General features: G+C 73.7%; 20 protein-coding genes. 8 read left to right on the plus strand and 12 right to left on the minus strand.

What is annotated here, in order from left to right:
* Positions 1 to 126 precede the first annotated feature (126 nt).
* The 3 genes from DTL70_RS09065 to DTL70_RS09075 are packed head-to-tail and all read left to right on the plus strand — an operon-like array spanning position 127 to position 3,508.
* Positions 127 to 834 (plus strand): DUF1365 domain-containing protein, encoded by a 708-nt coding sequence (locus DTL70_RS09065; RefSeq protein ID WP_245979190.1) that lies wholly within the window; start codon positions 127 to 129, stop codon positions 832 to 834.
* Positions 831 to 2,144 carry an SAM-dependent methyltransferase gene (locus DTL70_RS09070; protein WP_245979191.1) on the plus strand — a complete coding sequence of 438 codons (1,314 nt, stop codon included), beginning with the start codon at positions 831 to 833 and terminating at the stop codon, positions 2,142 to 2,144. Before DTL70_RS09065 ends, DTL70_RS09070 begins: the two co-directional genes overlap by 4 nt.
* Positions 2,141 to 3,508: an SAM-dependent methyltransferase gene (locus DTL70_RS09075; RefSeq protein ID WP_114021353.1), complete on the plus strand. Its 1,368-nt coding sequence runs from the start codon at positions 2,141 to 2,143 to the stop codon at positions 3,506 to 3,508. Before DTL70_RS09070 ends, DTL70_RS09075 begins: the two co-directional genes overlap by 4 nt.
* Before the next feature lie 410 nt (positions 3,509 to 3,918).
* Here the strand turns inward: DTL70_RS09075 and DTL70_RS09080 are convergent, their stop codons facing one another.
* The 3 genes from DTL70_RS09080 to DTL70_RS09090 all read right to left on the minus strand — a co-directional run bounded on the left by DTL70_RS09080 (position 3,919) and on the right by DTL70_RS09090 (position 5,756).
* Positions 3,919 to 4,290 carry a hypothetical protein gene (locus DTL70_RS09080; protein ID WP_114021354.1) on the minus strand — a complete coding sequence of 124 codons (372 nt, stop codon included), beginning with the start codon at positions 4,288 to 4,290 and terminating at the stop codon, positions 3,919 to 3,921.
* A gap of 93 nt (positions 4,291 to 4,383) precedes the next feature.
* On the minus strand, positions 4,384 to 5,169 hold the full coding sequence (locus DTL70_RS09085) for an anti-sigma factor (RefSeq protein ID WP_114021355.1): 786 nt from the start codon (positions 5,167 to 5,169) through the stop codon (positions 4,384 to 4,386).
* A gap of 2 nt (positions 5,170 to 5,171) precedes the next feature.
* Entirely contained in the window at positions 5,172 to 5,756 is a 585-nt protein-coding gene (locus tag DTL70_RS09090; RefSeq protein ID WP_114021356.1) for a sigma-70 family RNA polymerase sigma factor, read from the minus strand.
* 347 nt (positions 5,757 to 6,103) lie between these two features.
* Here DTL70_RS09090 and DTL70_RS09095 point away from each other — a divergent pair, with 347 nt between their 5' ends.
* The gene (locus DTL70_RS09095; protein WP_220183598.1) at positions 6,104 to 7,321 is read left to right on the plus strand and encodes a DUF5954 family protein; all 1,218 of its coding nucleotides are present in this window, start codon (positions 6,104 to 6,106) and stop codon (positions 7,319 to 7,321) included.
* A 24-nt stretch (positions 7,322 to 7,345) separates the two neighbouring features.
* On the opposite strand, the gene DTL70_RS09100 is transcribed toward DTL70_RS09095, so the two are convergent.
* The 6 genes from DTL70_RS09100 to DTL70_RS09130 form a co-directional block, all read right to left on the minus strand.
* Entirely contained in the window at positions 7,346 to 8,788 is a 1,443-nt protein-coding gene (locus tag DTL70_RS09100) for an amino acid permease (protein ID WP_114021358.1), read from the minus strand.
* Between the two features lie 187 nt (positions 8,789 to 8,975).
* Positions 8,976 to 9,986, minus strand: coding sequence for an ornithine carbamoyltransferase (argF, locus tag DTL70_RS09105; protein WP_114021359.1), 1,011 nt, complete (start codon positions 9,984 to 9,986; stop codon positions 8,976 to 8,978).
* 86 nt (positions 9,987 to 10,072) lie between these two features.
* Complete coding sequence (locus DTL70_RS09110) at positions 10,073 to 11,332, minus strand: arginine deiminase (protein WP_114021360.1); 1,260 nt, start codon at positions 11,330 to 11,332, stop codon at positions 10,073 to 10,075.
* Positions 11,333 to 11,495: 163 nt separating this feature from the next.
* Positions 11,496 to 12,431, minus strand: a complete 936-nt coding sequence (gene mmuM, locus DTL70_RS09120; RefSeq protein ID WP_114021361.1) for a homocysteine S-methyltransferase — start codon at positions 12,429 to 12,431, stop codon at positions 11,496 to 11,498.
* Positions 12,428 to 13,351, minus strand: a complete 924-nt coding sequence (locus DTL70_RS09125; protein ID WP_114021362.1) for an LLM class F420-dependent oxidoreductase — start codon at positions 13,349 to 13,351, stop codon at positions 12,428 to 12,430. Before DTL70_RS09125 ends, mmuM begins: the two co-directional genes overlap by 4 nt.
* Before the next feature lie 43 nt (positions 13,352 to 13,394).
* Entirely contained in the window at positions 13,395 to 14,051 is a 657-nt protein-coding gene (locus DTL70_RS09130; protein WP_114021363.1) for a TetR/AcrR family transcriptional regulator, read from the minus strand.
* A gap of 72 nt (positions 14,052 to 14,123) precedes the next feature.
* On the opposite strand from DTL70_RS09130, the gene DTL70_RS09135 reads away from it, so the two are divergent.
* Positions 14,124 to 14,528: a nuclear transport factor 2 family protein gene (locus tag DTL70_RS09135; RefSeq protein ID WP_114021364.1), complete on the plus strand. Its 405-nt coding sequence runs from the start codon at positions 14,124 to 14,126 to the stop codon at positions 14,526 to 14,528.
* The gene (locus DTL70_RS09140) at positions 14,525 to 14,803 is read left to right on the plus strand and encodes a heavy-metal-associated domain-containing protein (protein ID WP_114021365.1); all 279 of its coding nucleotides are present in this window, start codon (positions 14,525 to 14,527) and stop codon (positions 14,801 to 14,803) included. Before DTL70_RS09135 ends, DTL70_RS09140 begins: the two co-directional genes overlap by 4 nt.
* A gap of 85 nt (positions 14,804 to 14,888) precedes the next feature.
* Here DTL70_RS09140 and DTL70_RS09145 read toward each other — a convergent pair whose 3' ends face one another.
* The 3 genes from DTL70_RS09145 to DTL70_RS09155 form a co-directional block, all read right to left on the minus strand.
* Positions 14,889 to 15,347 carry a DUF6099 family protein gene (locus tag DTL70_RS09145; protein WP_114021366.1) on the minus strand — a complete coding sequence of 153 codons (459 nt, stop codon included), beginning with the start codon at positions 15,345 to 15,347 and terminating at the stop codon, positions 14,889 to 14,891.
* A 104-nt stretch (positions 15,348 to 15,451) separates the two neighbouring features.
* On the minus strand, positions 15,452 to 15,826 hold the full coding sequence (locus tag DTL70_RS09150; RefSeq protein WP_245979158.1) for a nucleotide pyrophosphohydrolase: 375 nt from the start codon (positions 15,824 to 15,826) through the stop codon (positions 15,452 to 15,454).
* 146 nt (positions 15,827 to 15,972) lie between these two features.
* Positions 15,973 to 17,208, minus strand: coding sequence for an AAA family ATPase (locus DTL70_RS09155; protein WP_245979159.1), 1,236 nt, complete (start codon positions 17,206 to 17,208; stop codon positions 15,973 to 15,975).
* Between the two features lie 213 nt (positions 17,209 to 17,421).
* Between DTL70_RS09155 and DTL70_RS09160 the strand changes: the two genes are divergently transcribed.
* On the plus strand, positions 17,422 to 18,249 hold the full coding sequence (locus DTL70_RS09160) for an enoyl-CoA hydratase family protein (RefSeq protein WP_114021367.1): 828 nt from the start codon (positions 17,422 to 17,424) through the stop codon (positions 18,247 to 18,249).
* A 32-nt stretch (positions 18,250 to 18,281) separates the two neighbouring features.
* On the plus strand, positions 18,282 to 20,600 hold the full coding sequence (locus DTL70_RS09165) for a bifunctional salicylyl-CoA 5-hydroxylase/oxidoreductase (RefSeq protein WP_114021368.1): 2,319 nt from the start codon (positions 18,282 to 18,284) through the stop codon (positions 20,598 to 20,600).
* Positions 20,601 to 20,633: the final 33 nt, after the last annotated feature.

A 20,633-nucleotide genomic window follows, 5' to 3' on the forward strand; every position in this document is an offset into this window, starting at 1 on the left:
CCCCTGGCCGGACCGTGGAAAACCGCGCGGCGGCCCCCGCGCCAAGGCCCCGGCTCCGACCACGAGTCCGGCTCCGACCACGAGTCCGGCTCCGACCCCGTCACGCCCGCCCTCTACCGCTGCGTCATCGCCCACGCCCGCACCAGCCCCGTCCGGCACGCCTTCCGTTTCCGCACGTACATGTGGCTGACCGACGTGGACGAACCGCCGCGGCTGCCGCGCCTGCTGCGGCCGCTGGCCCGGTTCGAGCCCCGCGACCACTTCGGCGGCACCGCGCCGACAGTCCGAGCGGGACTGGAGCGCTACCTGGCCGCACAGGGCGTGGACCTGGAGGGCGGCCGGGTGCTGATGCTCGCGCACGCCCGGGTGTTCGGGCACGTCTTCAACCCGCTGACCCTCTACTGGTGCCACGGCGCGGCAGGACAGTCGGTGTGCGTCGTCGCCGAGGTGCACAACACCTACGGCGAGCGCCACTGCTACCTGCTGCGCACCGACGCGGACGGCGTCGGCCGCACGGACAAGGAGTTCTACGTCTCGCCGTTCTTCCCCGTGGACGGCGGATACCGCATGCGGCTGCCCCGCCCGGGCGCCCGGCTGCGGCTGACCGTCCAGCTCGAACGCGGGGGCCACCGGGCACACGTCCCGTTCACCGCGTCCGTGCACGGCGAGCGCCGCCCGGCGACCGTACGGGAACTGCTGCGTGCGACCGCACGCCACCCCTGGCCCACGCTCGCCGTCACCGCGGGCATCCGTGCCCACGGCATCCGGTTGTGGCTGCGCGGACTGCCCGTACGCCCACGACCGCACCACCCTCCACAGAAAGGTCTGCACTGACCGTGCCCGCACCGCTGTCAGCGCCCTCGCGGACGGCCGCCACCGACCGTTCCCGCTGGCCCGACGTGGCTGTTCTGCCACGCTCCTCCCGGCTGCGTACCGCCGTGACCGCCCGCCTCGTCGGCCGGGCCCTCGACAAGCTGCCCCTGCGGGTGCGGCTGCCCGACGGGTCCAGCCTCGGGCAGGGCGGCCCGCTCCTGGAACTGCGCGACCCCGACGCCTTCCACCACCGCCTCGGCCGCAGCGGACTCATCGGCTTCGGCGAGTCCTACATGGCCGGCGAGTGGGAGGCGCCCGACCTGGTGGGTGTGCTCGCGGTCTTCGCCGAGCACGCCGCGTCCCTCTTCCCCGCCTGGATGCAGAAGCTGCGCCACCTGTGGGCACCCCGGCACCCGGCCGCGCAGCGCAACACCACCAGGGGCGCCCGCGAGAACATCCACCGCCACTACGACCTGTCCAACGACCTGTTCGCGCTCTTTCTCGACGAGACGCTGACCTACTCCTCCGCCGTCTTCCGCGGATTCCCCGCCACCTGGGAGGCGTTGCCCGACGCCCAGCGGCGCAAGACCGACCTGCTGCTCGACCTGGCCGGCGTCGGGCCGGGAACCCGGATGCTGGAGATCGGCACCGGCTGGGGCGATCTGGCGATACGAGCCGCCCAGCGGGGCGCCGAGGTGGTCACCGTCACGCTCTCCTCGGAACAGCTGGAGCTGGCCACGGCGCGGGTCCGCGAGGCGGGCTGCGGCGACCGGGTGACGCTGCTGCTGCGGGACTACCGGCAGGTGCGGGGGGAGTACGACGCGATCGTGAGCGTCGAGATGATCGAGGCGGTCGGCCACGAGTACTGGCCGGTCTACCTCGCGGCGCTCGACCGGCTGCTGGCGCCCGGCGGAAAGGCCGCCCTCCAGGCCATCACCATGGACCACCAGCGGATGCTCGCCACCCGGCACACCTACACCTGGATCCAGAAGTACATCTTCCCCGGCGGCCTGGTGCCCTCCCGCGAGGCGCTGCGGCGCCTGACCGAGGAGGACACGGCTCTGCGCCTCTCACGCCACGAGGGCTTCGGCGCGCACTACGCCGAGACGCTGCGGCTGTGGCGCGAGCGGTTCGCGGAGCGGGACGAGGACGTCACGGCCCTCGGGTTCGACGCCACGTTCCAGCGGATGTGGACCCTCTACCTCGCCTACTCCGAGGCCGGCTTCCGCACCGGCTACCTCGACGTCGAGCAACTGCTGTTCCTCAAGGAACCGGTGCGGAGCACGAAGACGACGACCCCGATCCCGAACCCCAGGGGAGAAGCACAGTGACGGCGGCACCCACGACGGACACGACGCGGACGAGCGCGGAAGGCGTGGCCGGGCGCCTCGCGGCCCTGGCCCAGCGGTTCCTCGGCGGCCCGCTGCCGGTGCGGCTGCGGGCCTGGGACGGCAGCGAGGCAGGCCCCGCGCAGGCGCCGCTCGTGGTGCTGCGCTCGCGCCGCGGCCTGCGCAGACTGCTGTGGCAGCCAGGGGAACTCGGGCTGGCCGAGGCCTACATCACCGGCGACGTGGACGTGCCGGGCGACGTGGGCGAGGGGCTGCGCACCGTGTGGCGGGCGGCGCGCGAGAGGGGACTGCGGCCGCCCCGGCTCAGCCTCTCCGACCGGGCCGAGGCCGCCGCGCTGCTGCTGCGGATCGGCGCGCTGGGCCCGCCGCCGCGGCCGCCCGCCGGCCGCGCCAGGCTCGGCGGCGTCCTGCACAGCGCCGCACGCGACCGCGCCGCCATCAGCCACCACTACGACCTGTCCAACGCGTTCTACGCACTGCTGCTGGACCCCTCGATGGCCTACTCGTGCGGCTACTGGGCCAAGGCGCCGGGCGCCGAGCCCGGCTACGGACTGCCCGAGGCGCAGCGCGACAAGCTCGACCTGGTCTGCCGCAAGCTGGGGCTCGGGCAGGAGGGAGTGGGCCGGGAACCGGGGCCCGCCGCGGGCCCGCGGCTGCTGGACGTCGGCTGCGGCTGGGGCTCACTGACCCTCCACGCGGCCGAGCACTACGGGGCGCGGGTGGTGGCCGTGACCCTCTCCGGCGAGCAGGCCGGGTTCGTCCGCGCCCGGGTACGCGAGCGCGGCCTGGAGGACCGTGTCGAGGTGCGGCACTGCCACTACCGCGACCTGCGGGACGGCGGGTTCGACGCCGCGGCCACCATCGAGATGGGCGAGCACGTCGGGCGTGCGGAGTACCCGCACTTCACCGCGGCTCTGCACGGCATGGTGCGGCCCGGCGGCCGGGTGCTGGTGCAGCAGATGTCGCGCGGCGCGAAGGCGCCGGGCGGGGGAGCGTTCATCGAGACCTACATCGCCCCCGACATGCACATGCGCCCGCTCGGCGAGACCGTCGGACTGCTGGAGGAGGCGGGGCTGGAGGTGCGGGCCACCGCCTCGCTGCGTGAGCACTACGTGCACACCATTGCCGCCTGGGCGCGCACCCTGGACGAGCGCTGGGAGGAGTTCACAGAGCTGGCCGGCGCCGAGACGGCACGGGTCTGGCGGCTGTACCTGGCCGGTGGCGGGCTCGCCTTCGCCGAGCGCCGGATGGGCGTCGACCAGATCCTCGCCGTGCGCCCCCTGGACGAGGGGGAGGCCGGGCTCGGCCCCGTACCGCACGGGGGCCACGACGGCGAGTGGCCGTGACCGTGTGACCACCACCGCGCGCTGTCGGGCGCCCCGTCACCTCCCCGCCCGGCACCGCGCGGTGCGACGGCGCCCGAGGCGCAGCCGGACCGCCGGCCGTCCAGCCGGAGCGCCCGGCCGCCGACCGCTCGTCCGGGACGCGGCTGCGCGGCTGCCCGGCCGGGAACGGGTGACCGCCCGGCCGGCGCGTGCCGGCACCCCGGCCGGAGACGGGCCGCCGACCGGCCCCGCCCGGCCAACCGCAAACGACCACCACTCAGCCGCATGGGACCCGCCCATCCGCAGAGGACCGGCCGAGCCGCAAACGGCCACTCAGGCCAGACGACCGGCCGAGCCGCAAAGGACCACTCAGGCCAGGCGCCCGGCCCAGCCGCAGAGGACCGGTACTCAGCCGGAACCGAGCGACCGGCTCAGCCGGTCGCTCGCCCGCCGCACAGCGCGGCCAGCGACAGCGCGCCCCAGCCCACCGACACGGCCACCGCTTTGCCGCGGGTCTCCGCCGGCAGGGTGGTGCCCAGCAGCGCCGCGTCGCCGAGGTCGGCGGCGACGCGCACCCAGGCGGCCGTCCGCAGCGCCGCGCCCTCGGGGGCGAGCGCCAGCGCGATGCCGCTGGCCGCGTCCCGCCAGGCCAGCGGGCGCAGCGAGGTGCGGGTGTGGGGCGCGGTGCGGCCCGCCTCGTCCACCAGCCCGGACGGCTTGGCCAGCAACTCGGGTCTGGCGGTGACGGCGATCCCGTAGGCGGCCGTGGCGACTCCGACGGCTCGTAGCAGACCGACCCGCATCCTTCTCCTCCGCTTCTCCGGCCACCGGCCGACTCGGCTCATCACCGTGCCGGCCCGCGTTTTCCTTCCGTACCCCGTAGCTCCCTCCCCTTGCTAGGCCTGCTGGGCGGGGAAGTTCACCAGGACCACCGGTTCGGATGTCGGCTTCGTCGAGCCACCGCTGGGCTCCACGGTGACGCCCATGCCCGAAGCGTCGCCCAGGGGGCCTTCCAGCAGCCAGGCGTCGTCGGAGGAGGCGTCCATCAGACCTGCCGAGCGCATCGTGCCGTGGTCGGCGTACCACAGCTGGTAGGTCTTGCCTTCGGGAGCCTGCGGCAGCCGGGAGGCGACGAACGCGGCACGGTCCTGGTCGCGGGAGACGACGACCGTTCCGCTGCCCCCGCCGGGGAGGTCCTTGGCGGGGACGGTCCGCGCGTCCGGCGCCGAGAGCACCTCGGCCAACCGCGCGGCCCGGTTCTGGGCGCTCTGGCCGCTCTCCTGCGCCTGTTCGGCCCGCTGGTACTGCCATACGGCCACGCCGCCGAAGCCGGCCGCGACCGCGAGGCAGGCCGCCAGCGCGAAGGTGGGCCACGTGCGTGCGGCGCGCCGCCGCACGCCGCGCGGGACGTCCGCGCGGGGTGTGTCGCTCGGTGGCTGCTGCCGTGGCGGCGGCTCTTGGCGGACCTCGCCGATCCGGTGCAGCACCTCGGCCCGCATCCGGGGCGTGGGCTGTTCGGCCAGCGCCAGCCCGACCCTGGCGGCGGTGGCCCGCAGTTCGGCGACCTCGACGCTGCACGCGGCGCAGTCGCCCAGGTGCCGCTCGAAGGCGGCCTCCTCGTCCGGCTGGAGCGCGTGCACCGCGTAGGCGCCGGTCAGCGTGTGCAGTTCCATCGTCGTCATCGTCATGCCCCCACCCCCAGGCAGTCCCGCAGGCGGATCAGTCCGTCCCGCAGCCGTGTCTTGACCGTGCCCAGCGGCTGGGCGAGCAGTTCGGCGACCTCGCGGTAGGTCAGCCCCTTGTAGTAGGCGAGCGTCACGGACTGGCGCTGGATCTCGGTCAGTGTGCGCAGACAGCGGCGCACCTGCTCGCGCTCCAGACGGGCCTCGACCTGTTCGACGACGTGGTCGTAGTCGGGTGTGCGGTCCAGCCGGGCGGCGCGCTCCTCGCGGTCGCTGGCGGCCTGGGCCGAGCGGGCGCGGTCCACGGCGCGGCGGTGGGCCAACGTCATGATCCAGGTCATCGCGCTGCCCTTGTCGGGGTTGAAGTGGGTGGCCAGCCGCCACACCTCGACCAGGACCTCCTGGGTGACCTCCTCGGACTGTGAGGGGTCGCGGAGTACCGAGCGTACGAGGCCCAGGACGGGCCCCGCGACCCGGTCGTAGAGCTCGGCGAAGGCGTCCTGGTCGCCCTTGGCGGCCTGGGTCAGGAGCGCGTCGGGGTCGGATTGCGCCTCGGCGCGGCTGGAGATGCGGACCGGCTCCTTCACCGGATGTCACCTCCGGCCCTGGCCGGGGGGCGGGGAATGGCGGCTGCTGTCATGCGCTCCTCCTGGAAGAACTGTCCACCTCGCATTCGTCGCCCGACGCGGCACGGATGGGTCCGTGCGGGATTCCGGGGGCCAGGGGAGACGTCCGTGCTGTGGGGAGCACGGTACCGGCCTGCCGGTGGTCTCCGGCGGTGGCGGGCCGCTCCGCCCGCGCGAGGGGAGGGGCGGGAACAGTGAGCGGCGGGGACGAGATGGTAGGGCGCTCGTACGCAGGTGCGATTCGGGGCGGATGGGGCAGTACATCCAACTCGCCCCGCACACACGGTAGTCATGAGCATACTGACGGCATGCATGGTGAGCGGGACAACGGCCCCGGCAACGACAGTGGCTGCGGCAGCGGCAGCGGCAGCGGCAGCGGCAGCGGCAGCGACAGGGGCAACGACAACGACAGGGGCGGTGGCGGCGGCAGGGGCGGTGACGACGTGCCGGCCTACCGGACGATCCGTGTGGCGCCCGTCGTGGAACCCGTCGCTGCGCTGGCGGACGAGGAGGCCTGGCTGGCCCGGGAGCGCTACCCGGTCCTGATGGGGTTCCGCCCGGTCTTCGGTGCGGCCCGGGAGCGGGAGGAGGGCGGCTGGCAGCTGCTGTCCTCCTTCGGGGCGCCCACTCCGCAGAGCGCACGGGACGGGCTGGCCTCGCACTTCAGGCGCCGCGCCCGCGAGGCTCAGGAGGCAGGCCGCCAGGAGAGCAGCGCCGCCTGCCAGGCTGCCGCCGAACGCCTCGACTGGGAAGTGCTGGACGAGCTGACGGTGCTGGAGGAGCGCTACCGCGTCGTGCGCGCCGAGAACGTCATCCGTGCCGGGCGCGACGGGCCCGAGCCGCCGCGCCCCTCCGACCCCGACCCGGCCGAACCGGGCGCCGCGAACCGGTTGTCCGACCGTACCGAGGGCTTCGTGCTCGACACCGTCATCCCCACCGGGCCCTCCGAGGGCATTCTCAAGGCGGAGCTTCTCGCCCTCGCCCACCGCGAGGGTGACCCGCCGCAGGTGCGGGAGGACGCGCGGAAGGCCGCCGTCAGCCATCCGGGCGGCGTGCTGCTGCCGCCCGTCTTCCTGTTCGCGGAGAAGGAGGGCGGCGCCTGGCGTTCGGAGACCGGCGACGGCGGCTCCCCGCAGGAGGCGCGGGACGCGCTCACCATGCTGCTGCGGGTGCTGGCCCCGGCCATGCAGGGGCTCGACGAGGCGACCCGCACCGTCTACCGGGAGGCCGCCGACCGGCTCGACGCGGAGCGCGGGAACGAGCTGAGCTTCGGCGGGCGCCACCTGCGCCTCGTCCGCGTCGAGCGGTTCGTCCGGATCGGCCCCGACGGGCCCGAGGGCCCTCGTCTCTCCGACTACGACCCGGACGAGCCGGTCATGGTCCAGGACATGCGACTGCGCGCCGAGGGCACGTCGGCGGAGGAGGATTCCGAGGACGAGGACCCGGAGTTCGCGGCGCGCGTCGAGATGCTGCAACGCCTCACCGAGGAGGAGATGGCCCGCAGAGACCGACGCGACGAGGGGTAGCCCGCCCCGGTGGCCCCGGGCGCCTCAGCGCGTCGCGCTGCCGCTCTCCTCGTCCGGCGCCGCCTGTGCCCGCGCCAGCCGGGAGCGACGCCGCCCGTAGCAGGAGTAGACCAGCGCGCCGACGGCCACGAAGACCGCGAACTGGATCCAGGTGACCAGCGGCAGTCCGTACATCAGATAGAGGCTGAAGCCCACCCCGAGCAGGGGCGCCACCGGGTAGAAGGGCACCCGGAAACGGCGCTGGAGCCCGGGGTGGGAGCGGCGCAGCGCGAGGACGCAGATGTTGACGACGGTCATGATCGCCAGCGTGCCGATCACCGTCATGTCCAGCACGACGTCCAGCGGTACGACGGCGGCGGGCACGGCGAAGACGGCGGCGACGATCCACGTGTTGGCCACCGGCGTCGAGGTCTTCGGCGAGACCCGCTCGAACACCTTGGGCATCAGTCCGTCGCGGGACATGGACATCAGGATGCGCGTCTGCCCGTACATCACCGCCAGCACCACGGAGGCGATGGCCACCACGGCACCCAGTGCGATGACGGTCGAGCCGAAGGTGGATCCCGTCGCGTGGTTGACGATGAGCGAGAGCGCCGCGGGCTTGCCGCCGACCTGCTCCCAGGGCATCGAGCCGAGGGCCGCGACCGAGACCAGGCAGTAGAGCAGTGCCACGCAGCCGATGGTCACCAGGATGGCGAGCGGCAGGTTCCTGCGCGGGTTCTTGACCTCCTCGCCGGCCGTGGAGATCGCGTCGAAGCCGATGAAGGAGAAGAACGCCAGCGACGCGCCCGCGCCGACGCCGCCGATGCCCTCGGGGGCGAACGGCGACAGGTTGCCCGACTGGAACGCGGTGAAGGCGATCGCGCAGAACAGGACGAGGATGCCGACCTTGATCACGGCCATCGCCGCCGTCGCCCGCGCGCTCTCCCGCACACCCCGCACCAGCAGGACGGCGGCGAGCAGCATCACGATCACCGCCGGCACGTTGACGACACCGCCGTGCCCCGGCGCGTCCGCGAGGGCGGCCGGGATGCGCCAGCCCACGGTGTGCTCCAGCAGCTCGTTCAGGTACTGCCCCCAGCCGATGGCCACCGCGGAGACGGAGACGCCGTACTCCAGCAGCAGGCACCAGCCCACCAGGAACGCGGCGCGCTCCCCGAGCGAGGCGTAGGTGTAGGAGTACGAGCTGCCGGAGACCGGCATGGCGCCGCCCAGCTCGGCGAACGAGAAGGCGGTGAAGACGCAGGTCAGTGCGGCCAGGACGAACGAGACGATGACGGCGGGTCCGGCCTCGGCCACGGTGTCGGACAGTCCGACGAAGATGCCGGTGCCGACGATCGCGCCGATGCCGAAGCACACCAGCTGGAACGGGCCGATGGTGCGCTTGAGGCCGTTCCCCTCCAGGTCGGCGCCGGATTCGGAGATCAGCTGTTCGGGGGATTTCAGGCGCAGGCCGGTGCGGGGCATGGAGCTTCCAGGGGCGGTGCGGGGTGTGCACGGGGTGGGTGCACGCGGGACGTTCACAGCAGAAGGGCCCGGGCGGGTGGCCCGGACCCTTCGAGCTGGTTCCATCGTAACGGCCGTTTATGCATGACCCCGCATTTATGCGTATGACTATGCACACAGGGCCGTGCGCGGCGGCGCCTCGGCCGCCTCACCCCAGGGTCGCCACCAGAACGGCCTTGATGGTGTGCATCCGGTTCTCGGCCTCGTCGAAGACGACCGAGTGCGCGGACTCGAACACCTCGTCGGTGACCTCCAGCGAGGTCAGCCCGTGGCGCTCGTGGATCTCCCGGGCCACCGCCGTCCCCAGGTCGTGGAAGGCGGGCAGGCAGTGCAGGAAACGCACGGCGGGGTTGCCCGTCGCCCGCAGTACGTCCATGGTCACCGCGTAGGGGCGCAGGAGCGCGATCCGCTCGTCCCACACCTGCGGGGGCTCGCCCATCGAGACCCACACGTCGGTGGTGAGGAAGTCCGCGCCCCGCACGCCCTCCTCGACCTCCTCGGTGAGCGTGATCCGGGCTCCGGTGCTCTCGGCGAGCGCCCGCGCCCGCGCCGTCACCGACTCCTCGGGCCACAGCGACCTGGGCGCGACGATCCGCACGTCCATGCCGAGCAGCGCGCCCGTGACCAGGTAGGAGTTGCCCATGTTGCTGCGGGCGTCGCCCAGGTAGGCGTACGACAGCTCGCCCAGGCCGCGGCCCCGCGGCGCGTGCTCGGTCATCGTCAGCGCGTCAGCGAGCATCTGGGTCGGATGCCACTGGTCGGTCAGCCCGTTGTAGACGGGCACCCCGGCGTGTGCGGCCAGCTCTTCGACGATCTCCTGACCGCTGCCGCGGTACTGGATCCCGTCGTACATCCGTCCGAGAACCCGCGCGGTGTCCTTGACCGACTCCTTCTTGCCCAGGTGGGAGCCGGACGGATCGAGGTAGGTGGTGTGCGCGCCCTGGTCCGCCGCGGCGACCTCGAACGAGCAACGCGTGCGGGTGGAGGACTTCTCGAAGATCAGCGCGATGTTGCGTCCGGTCAGCCGCTGGTCATCCCGCTCGGTTCCGGCCCGCTTGGCCTCCTTGAGCCGGGCCGCGAGCCCGATCAGGCTGCGGAACTCCTCCGGGGTGAAGTCCAGCTCCTTCAGGAAGTGGCGGCCTGCCAGATCTGCTGCCATGTCGCTCCTCGTTCGCGCTACTGCTGCCGCTGGAATTGTATACGGTATGTAGAATCCCTATGCGGCCTGCCCTGGGGTAGGCAGGCTCACACCGCGTCACGCTCCACCGGGCAGCTCATGCAGCGCGGCCCCCCGCGCCCACGCCCCAGCTCGCCGCCGGGAATCTCCACCACCTCGACCCCCTCCTGCCGCAGATGGGTGTTGGTGGTCACGTTCCGGTCGTACGCCAGGACGACACCGGGCTCCAGGGCCAGCACGTTGCACCCGTCGTCCCACTGCTCCCGCTCCGCCGCCCGCACGTCCTGCGTCGGGGTGAGCACCCGGATCCGCTCCAGCCCGAGCGCGGCCGCGATCGCGCGGTGCATGTGCTCCGGCGGGTGGTCGGTGACCTTCAGCTCCGGTCCGCCCGCGGGACCCGGCACCCCCGGCTCGATCGTGTACGAACGGAGCATGCCCAGCCCCTCGTACTGGGTGAAGGTCTCCCCGTCGACCATCGTCATCACCGTGTCCAGGTGCATGAACGCCCGCCGCTTGGGCATGTCGAGCGCCACGATGGACCGGGCCGAGCCCCGCGCGAACAGCCCGCGAGCCAGGGTCTCGACGGCCTGCGGAGTGGTCCGCTCGCTCATGCCGACGAGCACGGCGCCGTTTCCCAGCACGAGCACGTCGCCGCCCTCGATGGTCGAGGGGGAGGGGTGCCCCGACGCGCCGCCCGCCCAGGTGTGGAACCCGTCCTCCTCGGCGGCTGCCGCGGCGGCGAACAGCGGATGGTGCCGGTAGACGGCCTCGAAGTGGACCGTCTCCCGCTGCCGCGCCGGCCACCGCATCGCGTTGATGCAGACCCCGTCGTAGACCCATGCCGACGAGTCGCGGGTGAAGATGTGGTTGGGCAGCGGAGCGAGCAGGAAGTCGTCCTCTTCCATGACGTGGAAGCGGACCGAGGTCGGCTCGGCGTAGCGCTCCAGGTACTCCCGCTTGGTCATGCCCCCGATCAGCGCCTCGGTCAGCTCGGGCGTCGGCATCCGGTCGAAGGATCCCCGCAGGTGACCGGCGGCCAGTGGCCCGTACTCCTGTTCGTCGAAGACCCGGTCCAGCACCAGCGCGCGGGCCGCCGGCACGTCCATCGCCCCGGCGAGCAGGTCGCCGAAGAGGTGCACCTCGACGCCGCGTTCACGCAGCGTGCCGACGAACGCGTCGTGCTCCTGGCGGGCGCGGCGCACCCACAGCACGTCGTCGAAGAGGAGATCGTCCTTGTTCGTGGGGGTGAGCCTCTTCAGTTCGAGGCCAGGGCGGTGCACGATGACGCGGCGCAGCCGCCCGGTCTCGGAGTCGACATGGAATCCCATGCGCTCATCCTGGCGGAGTGCTCGTGCGCACGCGAGAATTCCCCGCAGCCGCCGCAGCCGCCGCAGCCGCCGCAGCCGCCGCAGCCGCCGCAGCCGCCGCAGCCGCCTCGAAGCCGGACCGGCCCACGGCACGCGTCCGCGCCGGCTCCGCAGCGGGCCGGGCTCAGGAACCGGACACGCGGCCCCGAGCGCGGTCGAGCACGCCGCCGACCTCGGCGATGTCCCGCGGCCCCACCCGGCAGCACCCGCCGACCAGCCGCGCTCCGAGCGTCACCCACTCCGCGGCGAGGGACGGCGCAAACGACGGTGCGCCCGTCCACGCGGCCCGCCCGGCGTCCCAGCCCTCACCGCTGTTGGGATACGCGACGAGCGGCACTCCGGGGCAGGCGCGAGCCGCGGCCTCCAGCGCCTGCCCCACCTCGTGCGCCGCACAGCAGTTGACGCCGACCGCGAGCACCTGCGCGTTCCCCGCGGCGACGGCGAAGGCCTCCTCCAGCGGCTGGCCCGCCCGCGTACGCCCGCCCGCCACGGTGTAGCTCAGCCACACCGGCACCCCGCAGCCGGCCGCCGCCCGCAGCAGGGCCTCGGCCTCGACCGCGTCGGGCACCGTCTCGGCGGCCAGCACATCGGGCGCCCCGGCCACCAGCGCCTCGATCCGCGGCCGGTGGAAGGCCGCGAGATCGGCGACGCCGAGCCCGTACCGGCCCCGGTACTCGCTCCCGTCGGCGAGGACCGCTCCGTACGGGCCGACGGACCCGGCGACCCATACCGCCTCGCCGGTGGTGCGCACCGCCGCCGCGCGGGCCAGCTCCACGCTGCGTCCGAAGAGCGCCCGCGCCTCCTCCGCGGTCCGCCCGTGCCGGGCGAAGCCCTCGAACGACGCCTGGTAGGCGGAGGTGATCAGCACCCGCGCCCCCGCCCGCACGTAGGCGGCGTGCGCCGCCTCGATCTCCTGCGGCGCCTCGGCCAGCAGCCTGGCCGACCACAGGTCGTCGTCCAGCTGGTGGCCCTGGGCTGCCAGCTGGTTGGAGAGCCCGCCGTCGAGGAGGACGGGGCCGGCGCGCAGGACTTCGGCGAGCGGGGGGCGGCGGGGCGTCATGCCAGCTTGGCCTGCACCTGGTCGGCGATCAGGGACAGGTGGTCCAGGTCGCTCAGGTCGAGGATCTGCAGGTAGATCCGGGTGCTGCCCAGCTCGCCGAAGCGGCCGATCTTGTCGATGACCTCCTCGGGCGAGCCGGCCAGGCCGTTCTCCTTCAACTCGGCCACGTCGCGGCCGATGGCGGCGGCGCGGCGCGCGACCTCGGCGTCGTCCTTGCCGACGCAGGCGACCAGCGCGTTGGAGTACACCAGTTCGGAGGCGTCGCGGCCGCGCTCCTGGGCCGCCGCCCGCACCCGCTCGAACTGCCGCTCACTGTCGGCCAGCGAGCCGAACGGCACGTTGAACTCGTCCGCGTACCGCGCCGCCAGCCGCGGGGTGCGCTTGGCGCCGAAGCCGCCGACCAGCACGGGGATCCGCTCCTGGTACGGCTTGGGCAGCGCGGGGGAGTCCTTGAGCTGGTAGTAGGTGCCGTCGTAGTCGAACTTCTCGCCGGCCGGGGTCTCCCACAGTCCCGTGATGATCGCCAGCTGCTCCTCCAGCCGGCCGAACTTCTCCTTCGGGAACGGGATGCCGTAGGCGGTGTGCTCGTCCTCGTACCACCCGGAACCGAGACCGAAGTCGACCCGGCCCCGCGACATGGCGTCCACCTGGGCGACCTGGATCGCCAGCGTGCCGGGCAGCCGGAAGGTGCCCGCCGTCATCAGCGTGCCCAGCCGGATGCGGCTGGTCTCCCGGGCGAGCCCCGCGAGGGTGATCCAGGCGTCCGTGGGCCCGGGCAGACCGTCGGAGTCCCCCATGGCCAGGTAGTGGTCGGAGCGGTAGAAGGCGTCGAAGCCGAGGTCCTCGGTGGCCTTCGCGACCTTCAGCAGTGTGTCGTAGTCGGCCCCCTGCTGGGGCTCGGTGAAGATTCGCAGTCGCATGCCCCCATCTTGCCCGGTGGACCTGCCGACCCGCCGCGCCCCCTCACCGGCGGGCCCCGCTCTTCGCCTGGTCGCACTGCCCGTCCTGCCCGTCCTTCCCGTCCTGCTCGTCCTGGACCTCCGCGTCGAGCAGCCGCAGCACGCTGGTGCGCAGGGTGCTGCGGGCCTCCTCGGCGGTAAGCCGTCCGGCGTCCGCCTCGCCGCTCGACGCGTGGGCCAGTGCGATCGTGGCGGCGACGAGCCAGTCGGGCGAGGCGTGTCCGTCGAACTCCCCGCTCGCCTGCCCGCGCCGCACGACCCGTCCCAGCAGGTCGGCGACGGGAGCGTGCCGGGCGCGGTCCTCTCCGGCGCTCGCGGGCACGGTGGCGGCCTGCCGCGCCAGCGCGGGGTAGTGCCCGGCGGTCCGCTCGGCGGCGTCGAGCAGCCGTAGCAGCGCTTCCGCGGCCGGCCCTTCGTCGGGGGCGGTCTCCTCCATCGCGGCGACGGTCCGCTCGGTGAGGTGGTCGACCACTCCGGCCAGCAGCCGTTCGCGGGAGGGGAAGTGGGCGTAGACGGTCTGCCGGGTCACCCCCGCGGCCCGGCCGACGGCTTCGATGCCCGCATCGGGACGCTCGTTGAGCAGCCCGAGTGCTGCGTCGAGGATCGCGGCCCGGCTGCGGCGGGCGTCGGCACGGCGGGGCGGGGTCGGCGAACGCGTCATCTCTTACACCTTGTCAAGAATCGAGGGCTCGTCATATCTTACAAGCTGTAAGAGATCGGGAGAAGGGATCCCATGAGACCGCTCGACAGCGCCGATCCGCACGGCTTCCTCGCCGCGTTCTTCGCCGCGTTCCACCACGACCTCGTACACGGCGACGAGGACGCCGAAACCGTCGTCGACCGCTACCACACCCCGGACGTCGTCCAGTTCGCCGACGGCCACCGCATGGACCGGGACAAGCTCATCGCGCACACCAGGCCCACCCGCAAGCACAAGCCCTCGCTCACGGTGGAGGTCCACGACGCACTGGCGGACGGCGACCGGATCGCCGCCCGCTACGCCCTCCACGTGCGCGACCGTGGACGGAACCTGGAGGTCGAGGTCTCCTTCTTCGGCCGGTTCGCACCCGAAGGGCGCCTGCGCAGCGCCCACATGCTCACGCGCACCCTTCCGCGAGAGCAGAAGGACACCGCATGACCACGCGGACCTACACCGTGCTCGGCATGGCCTGCGGCCACTGCGCCGGCTTCGTCACCGAGGAGCTGCGAGGCGTTCCCGGGGTGACCGCCGTGGTGGTCGACGTCGAGAGTGACGCCGTCACCGTGACCAGCACCCGCGCTCTCGCCCTCGGCGAGGTCCGTGCCGCCGTCGACGAGGCGGGTTACGAACTCGCCGCCGCGGAAGGAGAGGGAGGAGGGGAAGCGGGGGAGGGAGGGGAGCCGCCCCCGGCGCGGGTGCGGCGGCGCCAGTAGTGCGCGCGCGCCGTCACCGTGCCGACCGCAGCCGCACACGCGTGTACGACCCGGGGCGCACCCCGGTCCTGCGCGCCGCCGGGCGTTACGCGAGGCTGCCGCGCTCGCGCATCGACAGGGCGCGCAGGATGGCGGTGACGCGGTCACCGGACTCGTCGGCGGCGTCGATGGCCTCCATGCACTGCCAGTAGAGCGCCTCGTCCTCGGCGGTGACCGCGACACCCACCAGCGCGACCCCCGCCTCGCCGAGGAGGGCGCCCAGGTCGTCGAGGGTGCGGCGGGGATCGTCGATCGCCGACAACTGGGCCGCGCGGACGCCGCCCGCGCGCGCGACGGTGTGGTGTCTGGAGCCACCGGCCCTGGTGCCCACCTCGCTCAGCCCCAGCGCCTCCGACCGCACCGCCGGTGGACCGCTGACCGCGAGATGGCTGCCCACCGCCACGGCGAGGGCCTGGGCCTGCCAGGCTTCCGTCACGATCTGGGCGACGTCGGCGCTGAGCGCGAGCGCCTGCCGTGTGGCGGCGATGAGCCGTACAGCATCCATCTGCTTCCCCCTCACTGGTCGCTACCCAGCGTGACTGTCAATGGCCAGCTCCGCCAGGGGGTTTCGGGTTTTTGTGGATAAAAAGGCTCGTGTGGATAATTCCGTCACTCCATAGAGTGACCGGTTCCGGGCCTCGGGAAACGCGTTTCGTTCCTCTCGATCTTCGCTTCCAGTGCGGCGAGGGGATCGACCCCCACCACGTGGCAGAACTGGAGGAGGTAGGCGAGCACATCGGCGACCTCGTCCTCCACCCGTGCGGCCGATGCGCTCTCGGCCATCACGCGCGCTGACTGCTCCGGGGTCAACCACTGGAAGATCTCCACCAGTTCGGCCGCCTCGACGCTCAGCGCGGCCGCCAGGTTCTTCGGCGTGTGGTACTGCCCCCAGTCCCGTTCCGCCGCGAACCGCGCCAGGCGCTGCTGGAGCCCGGTCACGCTGCGGCCCCCCACCCCTGCGGGTGCGCCACCGTCTGGGGACACACCGTGCTCTCCGCCCGCACCGCGCTCTCCGTGTGAGCCCCCGCCTCCGTGTACGCCGCCATTCCGGGGCGCGCCGGAGTCACCGTGCGCCCCGCCCTCGCGATCCCCGTTGCCGTATGTGCCGTATGTGCCGTCGTGCGTCTCGTTCACGCTCCAAGGTCTACCAGGCACACGTCCTCCCTCCGCGCGGCCTCCCGTGCCAGGAGGCCGCCCTGTGTGCCCGTCGCCAGCAGCCGTACGTGGCCCCGCTCGCTCATCCGCTCCGCCAGCGTCAGCAGCGCGGCCGTCTGGCGCTCGTCCAGTCCGCCGTCGAGGCCGTCCGCCAGCACCGTCATCGCCCGCCGGGCGGCAGGCACCTCCTCCACCGTGTCCACCGACAGCACGCCGGGGCCCGTCAGCAGCACCAGTGCCAAGGCCAGGAAGCGCAGTTCGCCGTCGCCCAGCCATGCCACTGGTGTGACGGCGCCCGCGTGCTCGCGGTCCAGTACGGCCCGCACCAGGCCGGCCCCGCACTCCTCGGCGCGCAGTTCGGCCACCGTGCCCGTGCAGCCGTCGCGCACCGCAGCCAGGAGCGCGGCGTGCCGGGTGGCGCACTCCGCGCGCGTGCGGCGCAGTACGTCGGCGAGGTTGGCGCAGTCACCGTGCAGCATTCCGTCCCGCACCGCGACCGGGTCCCGCATCCGCGCCGGTACCGGAGCGCAGCCGAAGGCCGACCGCAGCGCGACGACGACCTGTTCGGCGGCCTGGAGCAGCGCCCGTTCGGCCCCCGTCGTGCCCGCCATGCGCAGCGGCAGCAGGGGAAGGGTCAGCCGGTCGTCGGGGAAGGGTGTGCGCAGCGCGCGGGCCGCTCCCGCCGCACGGCAGGTGGCCTCCACCGCGCGCCGTGCCGGGTCCCGGAGGGCGGTCGCCAGCAGTGTGGTGCCGTGTGCGTCGGTCAACCGCTCGCCGACCACGCGCAGTTCCGGTTCGGCCTGCACCGCGACGTCGAACCGCAACGGCCCCGCGGGCCCCGCCACGGCGCAACCGAGCCGGAAGCCGCGCCGGCCCTGCCGGTCCGGGTGCGCGGCCTGCGGTACGTAGGGGGACGGCTCGCCGCGGCCGGCCGTGAAGACGTCGTCCAACGCGGCTCCCGCCGCGAGCCGGGCCAGGGCCTCGTAGCCCTGGAGCACGCTGGTCCTCCCGCTCCCGCCGGGGCCCGTCACCACGGTCAGCGGCTCCAGCGGAACGGTCCGTGCGCGCAGGGTCCGGAACGCCGACAGGTGCAGCGCGGTGACCACCGGTGCCCGCACGGCTCGTGTGTCCGGCACGGCTCGTGTGTCCTGCCCGGCGCGCTGTGCCGCCGCCGTGGGCGCCGTGCGGCGCTCCGGTGCCGTGGTTGCCATACGGCAGACCGTACGCAGCCGGCCGCGTGGCGAACCGTTCCCGCGCAGCGGGCTTCGCCCGATCCGGTGAACTCCCGCTGTCCGCGGGGGCGTCCGGCAGCCGGCGTCTATCGCGCACTCGTGACGATGGTCACGCACAGGTGATACTTTCGGGCGCGTGGTGGCCCGGGTGCCCACCCGGGCGCGTTCGCCGACGGAGCGACGGAGGCCCGTATGAGCCCGTTCACCGGTTCCGCTCAACGCACCGCCCGCTGGCGGCATCTGGAAGTGCGCGAGGAGGACGGGGTCACCACCGTCACGCTGGCGCGGCCCGCGAAGCTGAACGCCCTGACGTTCGAGGCATACGCGGACCTGCGCGACCTGCTCGCGGAGCTCTCGCACCGGGAGCGTCCACGGGCGCTCGTGCTGGCGGGGGAGGGGCGAGGCTTCTGCTCGGGCGGTGACGTGGACGAGATCATCGGCGCCACCCTCGGTATGGACACCGCCAGGCTGCTGGACTTCAACCGGATGACGGGGCAGGTGGTGCGGGCGATCCGGGAGGCGCCGTTCCCCGTGGTGGCCGCCGTGCACGGTGTTGCCGCGGGCGCGGGCGCCGTGCTGGCGCTCGCCGCCGACTTCCGGGTCGCCGACCCGAGCGCGCGGTTCGCCTTCCTGTTCACCAAGGTCGGCCTCTCCGGCGGCGACATGGGCGCCGCCTATCTGCTGCCCCGCGTCGTCGGCCTCGGGCATGCGACGCGGATCCTGATGCTGGGCGAGCCCGTGCGGGCGCCGGAGGCCGAGCGCATCGGACTGCTGAGCCAGGTGGTGGACGAGGGCGAAACCCAGCGGGCCGCGGGGGAGCTCGCCCGGCGTCTGGCGGACGGCCCGGCACTGGCCCATGCGCAGACCAAGGCGCTGCTCACCGCCGAACTCGACCTTCCGCTCGCCGGCGCGGTCGAACTGGACGCCGCCACCCAGGCACTGCTGATGCACGGTGAGGACTACCAGGAGTTCCACGCCGCCTTCACCGCGAAGCGGCCGCCCGTCTGGCGGGGGCGGTGAACCGCCCGCCTGGTGGGGACGGCGGTCCGCCGGTGGCCGCGCGGGCCGCCCAGCCGGCCGGGGCCGGGGGCCTCCGGGTCGCCGTCATCGGCGGCGGGCCCGGCGGGCTCTACGCGGCGCTGCTGCTCAAGCGCCTCGACCCGGAGCGGGAGGTCACCGTCTACGAGCGGGGCGCGCCGCAGGACACGTACGGTTTCGGCGTCGTCCTGTCCGACGAGACCGTCGGGGGCATCGAGAACGCCGACCCTGACGTGTTCGCCACGCTGCGCGCCCACATGGTGCGCTGGGACGCCATCGAGGTCGCCCACCGCGGCCGCGTCCTCAGCTCCGGGGGGCACGGATTCGCCGCGCTGGGCCGCCGCACCCTGCTGTCCGTGCTGCACGAGCGGTGCCGCGAGCTGGGGGTCGGGCTGTGCTTCTCCACCGAGGCGCCACCGGCCGCCGAGCTGGCACGCTCCTGCGACCTCGTCGTCGCCGCCGACGGCGTGCACAGCGCCACCCGCACCGCGCACGCCGACGTGTTCGGGCCCACGGTCACCCCCCACCGCTGCCGCTACATATGGCTGGCCGCCGACTTCGCTCTCGACGCGTTCCGCTTCGAGAGCGCCGAGACGGAGCACGGGGTGGTGCAGCTGCACGCCTACCCCTACGCGGGGGACGCCTCCACGGCCGTCGTCGAGGCCCGGGAGGAGGTGTGGCGGGCCGCCGGGTTCGACGCGCTGGACGAGCACGCCTCGGCCGCCGCCTGCGCGCGGCTCTTCCCCGAGACCCTGGGCGGACGGCCGCTGCGCGGCAACAACTCGCAGTGGACCGCCTTCCGTACCGTCGTCAACGCGCACTGGTGGCACCACAGCGCCGCGGGCGGCCACATCGTGCTGCTCGGTGACGCGGCGCACACCGCGCACTTCTCCATCGGCTCGGGCACCAAGCTCGCGGTGGAGGACGCGTTGGCGCTCGCCGCCTGCCTGCGCGAGCAGCCCGACCTGCCGGCGGCGCTGGCCGCGTACGAGGCCGAGCGGCAACCGGTCGTGCGGTCCACGCAGCGGGCGGCGCGGGCGAGCCTGACCTGGTTCGAGGAACTGGCCGAGTACACCGGGCAGCCGCCGTACAGGTTCGCCTTCAACCTGCTCACGCGCAGCCGCCGGGTCACCCACGACAACCTGCGGCTGCGCGACGCCGCCTTCGTCGCGGCGGCCGAACGCGAGGCGGGCGTACCCGAGGGCACGCCACCGATGTTCACGCCCTTCAGGTTGCGCGGGCTGACCCTGCGCAACCGCGTCGTCGTCTCCCCGATGGACATGTACAGCTCCCAGGGCGGTGTGCCCGGCGACTTCCACCTCGTCCACCTGGGCGCGCGGGCGCTGGGCGGGGCCGGACTGGTCATGACGGAGATGGTGTGCGTCTCGGCGCGCGGGCGCATCACCCCCGGGTGCGCGGGGCTGTGGAACGACGCGCAGGAGGACGCCTGGCGCCGTGTCACCGCGTTCGTGCACGCCAGGTCGTCGACGGCCGCCATCGGCGTCCAGCTCGGCCACGCGGGCCGCAAGGGCTCCACGAAACTGATGTGGGAAGGGATCGACGAGCCGCTGCCCGAGGGCAACTGGCCGCTGGTCGCACCCTCTCCGCTGCCCTACCGTCCGGGTGTCAGCCAGGTCCCGCAGGCGCTCACACCGGTGCAGCTGGCAGCGGTGCGCGACCAGTTCGCCGCGGCGGCGGGCCGTGCCGCACGGGCGGGGTTCGACCTGCTGGAGCTGCACTGCGCGCACGGCTACCTGCTGTCCGGGTTCCTCTCCCCGCTGACCAACCGGCGCACCGATGCCTACGGCGGCGCACTGGCCGCCAGACTGCGCTACCCCCTGGAGGTGTTCGACGCGGTACGCGAGGCCTGGCCCGCCGACCGTCCCATGACGGTGCGGATCTCCGCGACCGACTGGGCCGAGGGCGGCACCACGGGCGACGACGCGGTCCGCATCGCCGCCGCCTTCGCCGAGCACGGCGCGGACGCCGTCGACGTGTCCACCGGGCAGGTCGTCGCCCACGAACGCCCCGACTTCGGCCGCTCCTACCAGACCCCGTACGCCGACCGCATCCGCAACGCGCTGGGCGTCCCCGTCATCGCCGTCGGCGCCGTCTCCTCGTGGGACGACGTCAACTCGCTCGTCCTGGCGGGCCGCGCCGACCTGTGCGCACTGGCCAGGCCGCACCTGTACGACCCCCACTGGACGCTGCACGCGGCGGCCGAGCAGGGCTACACCGGGCCGGGGGCGCCCTGGCCCGAGCCGTACCGTGCGGGCAGCCGCCGTCCCCCGACGGGCCGCACCGACGCACCCAAGCCCCGCCTCGCGCTGTGAACGACGCCTCCGGCGCCCCGGCCCCGGTCCGGG

It is taken from the genome of Streptomyces diacarni, from assembly GCF_003323715.1.
GTDB classification, from domain to species: domain Bacteria; phylum Actinomycetota; class Actinomycetes; order Streptomycetales; family Streptomycetaceae; genus Streptomyces; species Streptomyces diacarni.

Excerpts from the sequence above, each read along its gene's own strand:
- DTL70_RS09080 (WP_114021354.1), bottom strand. The coding sequence starts at position 4,290 with ATGCGGGTCGGTCTGCTACGAGCCGTCGGAGTCGCCACGGCCGCCTAC.
- DTL70_RS09085 (WP_114021355.1), bottom strand. The coding sequence starts at position 5,169 with ATGACGACGATGGAACTGCACACGCTGACCGGCGCCTACGCGGTGCAC.
- DTL70_RS09095 (WP_220183598.1), top strand. The coding sequence starts at position 6,104 with ATGCATGGTGAGCGGGACAACGGCCCCGGCAACGACAGTGGCTGCGGC.
- DTL70_RS09100 (WP_114021358.1), bottom strand. The coding sequence starts at position 8,788 with ATGCCCCGCACCGGCCTGCGCCTGAAATCCCCCGAACAGCTGATCTCC.
- argF (WP_114021359.1), bottom strand. The coding sequence starts at position 9,986 with ATGGCAGCAGATCTGGCAGGCCGCCACTTCCTGAAGGAGCTGGACTTC.
- DTL70_RS09110 (WP_114021360.1), bottom strand. The coding sequence starts at position 11,332 with ATGGGATTCCATGTCGACTCCGAGACCGGGCGGCTGCGCCGCGTCATC.
- mmuM (WP_114021361.1), bottom strand. The coding sequence starts at position 12,431 with ATGACGCCCCGCCGCCCCCCGCTCGCCGAAGTCCTGCGCGCCGGCCCC.
- DTL70_RS09125 (WP_114021362.1), bottom strand. The coding sequence starts at position 13,351 with ATGCGACTGCGAATCTTCACCGAGCCCCAGCAGGGGGCCGACTACGAC.
- DTL70_RS09130 (WP_114021363.1), bottom strand. The coding sequence starts at position 14,051 with ATGACGCGTTCGCCGACCCCGCCCCGCCGTGCCGACGCCCGCCGCAGC.
- DTL70_RS09135 (WP_114021364.1), top strand. The coding sequence starts at position 14,124 with ATGAGACCGCTCGACAGCGCCGATCCGCACGGCTTCCTCGCCGCGTTC.
- DTL70_RS09140 (WP_114021365.1), top strand. The coding sequence starts at position 14,525 with ATGACCACGCGGACCTACACCGTGCTCGGCATGGCCTGCGGCCACTGC.
- DTL70_RS09145 (WP_114021366.1), bottom strand. The coding sequence starts at position 15,347 with ATGGATGCTGTACGGCTCATCGCCGCCACACGGCAGGCGCTCGCGCTC.
- DTL70_RS09155 (WP_245979159.1), bottom strand. The coding sequence starts at position 17,208 with ATGGCAACCACGGCACCGGAGCGCCGCACGGCGCCCACGGCGGCGGCA.
- DTL70_RS09160 (WP_114021367.1), top strand. The coding sequence starts at position 17,422 with ATGAGCCCGTTCACCGGTTCCGCTCAACGCACCGCCCGCTGGCGGCAT.